At 39.4% G+C, this 3922-nt stretch carries 2 protein-coding genes and 1 pseudogene; 2 read left to right on the top strand and 1 reads right to left on the bottom strand.

Annotated features, from left to right (window positions below; genetic code table 11):
* A partial coding sequence (locus tag HWQ41_RS00195) for a calcium-binding protein (protein ID WP_292758603.1) occupies positions 1-1536 on the bottom strand: 1536 nt, incomplete at its 3' end.
* A 1199-nt stretch (positions 1537-2735) separates the two neighbouring features.
* On the opposite strand from HWQ41_RS00195, the pseudogene HWQ41_RS00190 reads away from it, so the two are divergent.
* Both HWQ41_RS00190 and HWQ41_RS00185 read left to right on the top strand, forming a co-directional pair.
* Positions 2736-3036: pseudogene (locus tag HWQ41_RS00190) on the top strand (DUF4277 domain-containing protein); the annotation flags it as partial.
* Positions 3037-3550: 514 nt separating this feature from the next.
* A partial coding sequence (locus HWQ41_RS00185; protein WP_292758601.1) for a hypothetical protein occupies positions 3551-3922 on the top strand: 372 nt, incomplete at its 3' end.

The raw sequence follows: 3922 nt of genomic DNA, 5'->3' as shown, positions 1-3922 counted from the left end.
TGAATTTGGTAAATAAAATGTAAAAAAGTCAACATCGGGATTGCCCCCCGATTGAGCTGTTGCTAACTCGCCTGAAATATTAACTTTTGAGCCTGATGATAAGGAACCTAAGCCTTCAGCGCTCCCCAGTGTGTTGTTTGTACTTTGTCCAGCATCTTCCCGCTCATAGAAAAGGAAGTCATCACTACGAAGTTGGAGATTGTTTTTCCCCTGCACAATACCTATGATCTCATCTGCCTGTCCCGGTTGCTCTGAGAATATTCGTGTGTTACCTCCAACAGCTTGCAAGCGGTAGTCCTGTGGAGTTCCTTTGAGTTGAATTCGATCTTCACTAGAGTCGAAGTCAGTAATAGTAGCGAAGTCCCCAAAACCAGGATTCGTACTATTGTTATCGTCGTAGAAAACATTTACAGCGTCTCCCAGGACAAATGTATCTACCCCAGCCCCGCCAGTCAAGGTATCAAGCTCCCCTAATCCAGGTGGAAGCAGACTACCCGGAAAAACACCAATGAGGATGTCGTCTCCAGACCCCCCATTGAGTATGTCATTGCCGGGCCCGCCTTGTATACTATCATTACCGTCGCCACCATTGAGGATATCATTGCCGAAATTACCGTCTAGGGTGTCATTGCCTCCTCCGCTATTCAAAGTGTTGTTAACACTATTACCAAAGAGGAAGTTGTCAAGACTGTTACCTGTCCCGTTAATGTTGCTAGTTCCCGTCAACTTTAGATTCTCCAGATTGGCGCCTAGTGTGTAGGTAACAGAAGACCGGACGCTATCTATACCTGAATTAGCAGCTTCTGTAATAGTGTCAACAGCACTGTCAACAATGTAAGTGTCGTCGCCGGCTCCCCCATTCAAGGTGTCAGTACCCAAGCCCCCATCAAGTGTGTCATTGCCGTTATTACCAGATAATTGGTTATTTTGGTTGTCGCCAACAATGATGTCATTTGCATTTGTGCCGATGACATTATCAAAGTTGATTGCAGTAAATGACAATGTTCCCAAACCAGGAACATTATTGGCAGCCAAACTTTGGGTTTGCAGGTTAACGGTGATAGATACCCCAGGCAAAGATTGTGATGTATCTATGGTATTGTTGGCAACATTAGCATTAGCAATAACCTTTTCTACTTTATAGAGTAGGTCTTGCCCCAATCCCCCAGCTTTTTGAATGGTTCCGACACCTGACAAGGTAATGCTTTGACCTAATTGACTGTAATCTGCGGTATCAATGCCATCTCCGCCATCAATGCTGTCGTTACCCTGACTGCCTTTGAAGGTGTCATTGCCTGCACCACCTATTAGAGTGTCGTTTCCTGTGCCCCCATCAAGTATGTCATTGCCATCTCCACCGATTAGACTGTCGTTCGCCGTCCCACCTGCAAGGGAATCGTTACCAGCTAAACCATTCAAGGTATCGTTACCGGAGGTACTATTGGCATTACCACCACTAGCCCAACCAACTATCGTGTCATTTCCCAAAGTCCCATTTCTCGTGTCAGAACCTGTAGTGCCGAAAATAATTGCCATATTATCTTTCCTGAATTTATCACTAATACGTAAGTTCAGCCTCAGTCCAAGAACTATTTATCAGTTCAATGCAGATTACTTGCAATTTGCGTAATCTAAGTTAGAAAACATTAATTATTTGGTTAGGAACTTCTAAAGAAAAAAATATCCAACTACTGATTGTGGGCTGACTCGAAAAGCCCGCATTTGGTTGCGGGCGGGCGAGACGCCTACTCTACAAAATTAGATAATTTATTTCCTGAAAATCCCTTAATTGATTACCAAAATGGTAAGTAATTAGATCAAATATTTTGGTTCTTTTACCAAATTTTTTTGAACCGAGGCTGTAGTTATTTAATTATCAATGAAGTACAAGGTTACATCAACTTCTTTATCAAATCTTTAAAATGTTAATAAATGCGATTGATAATAGATTGAAATATGTTGGTAAACTTTAATTAAATATTTTTCTCCAATCTACTGATTTTTTTGGTGAACGTTGGCAGCTTTTTTAGCCTAATGCAGTATTGTCGTTCAGTTAGGTTCCAATATCAGATTTATTTGTTAAAAAGTATTTTCTTTTATTAAAGAAAATACTTTTCTATTAAAGAAATAAATTTAAAAATTGATAAGTTAAATTGATATATTAATCCAGAAGTTTTTGCGCTGAATAACACTTAAACTTTACAGAAATTTTATATATTTATTTGGGATCGGAAAATTAGCGATGCCGATTCACTGCTTACCCAACCTGGAAAACTATGATCTTCAAAGTGTGACAGCAAATCGCCGAAATCATCTACGAAGGTGTTACAAACAAGTAAATATTGTGCAGTTAAACGAACTTACATTTTATGCTTCTTTTTTGATTAAGATTGTATCTCATCAACGATAGTAGAAATTGAACGCGCTCCACAGACAATCTCTTCAGCATCTCCCGAAATCGATAAATGATTTAACCCACATTCCGCACCCTAACTGTCACAAGTTCATTAGTACTTAACTAATTTTCAGTAAATAGTATTTATGAACTATAGGTGGGAGTAGTATTTTAAGACTTAATGAGAATAGCTACTATTAATAGACTGTTGAGCCAAGCCAAAGTCAAAAAGTAGGTATATGCACGGAACGCTTAAAACTTGTAGTTTGGACGCAAATAGATTTTTAGGTACATAAAATATGAAAATTTGAACAGATGTTGTTTACTCTGTTCTATCGCTATGTCTAATCTGAAAGAAATCGAAATTCAAAATATAGACCATTTGGGTATAATAGCAGGGATTATAGACTCTATAGGCAAGGCAAGAAATTATTAATGAATTAATTGGTCAAGAGGCAGGAGAAAAAATCAGCCCCGGACATGTGGTGAAAGCAATGATATTAAATGGATTGGGTTTTGTAAGCAGTCCTTTATATATGTTTCCAGAGTTTTTTCAAGATAAGCCTTGTGAACACCTAATCGGAAAAGGAGTAAAAGCCGAATATTTAAATGATGATAAATTAGGTAGAGTCATGGATAAATAATTTTTTATCTATCAATCAAAAGCTAATATTTATTGCATCTTATTGAGAATCGAAATCTCACTGAGAGTAGGTAAAAAATATGACAATCTACGCAAAGTAGGTAGGATTTTACTCTTGTTAAAGAGACAAATTCTCCGTAAAAACCCTTTTATGATAGTTAGGGTGCGGAATGTGGGCTATAAGGGAAGGGGTTGGGGGTTAGGTTTGAGAGAAAGTTGCACACCGCGTCAGTTATAAATGAGATATTTAACTTTCTTTTGTACGAGCTTGAAACCACATTTTTACATTAGTGGCATAGACTCAGACAACCGTAAACAACAGAAGCTTGTACCCTGTAAATAGACTGTTGAGGCTGTTATCTATCACGCGAAAGCAGAATAACATGGCTTTTTCTCATGAATTTCAGCGCTATCGGAGCGTGCGTCCAGGGCAAATGCTCCAAGGTCTAGTTACTTCTATCCTCCTACACTCTACTTTACTGATGGGGAGCAAATATTGGCTCAGAGCTTTTATGCCTGAGCCTAAGCAAGAGATTCCAATTGAGGTAGTTGAAGTTTATCCCAATGAAACACACATACCCCAAAAAACCTCATTCCGGGCTACTAAAGATTCAATTGCAGGTGGTAAAGCTTTACCGAAAAGACCTATTTCGGCTGTGAAGCCAGCTAATTCAGATGCACAAGCCTCTAGCAAGAGTCCTTTTGACTTAGCCTCATCTCCAGCAGAGGTATTTCAGCCAGAACCAAGGCAGCAGAAAGCGGAATCACCAAATCTATCTTCTCAACAACCCAAACCAGAGCCAACAGCGATCGCACCAGTAACCACACCACCAGCAACTAAACTAGAGCCAACAGCGATCGCACCAGTAACCAGACTACCAGCA

Origin of the sequence: Nostoc sp. NOS(2021) (genome assembly GCF_017115025.1) — a bacterium.
In the GTDB taxonomy this organism is placed as follows: domain Bacteria; phylum Cyanobacteriota; class Cyanobacteriia; order Cyanobacteriales; family Nostocaceae; genus Nostoc.
Note: the sequence above shows the minus strand (reverse complement) of the source record. Positions and strands in the feature narration are given on the sequence as shown.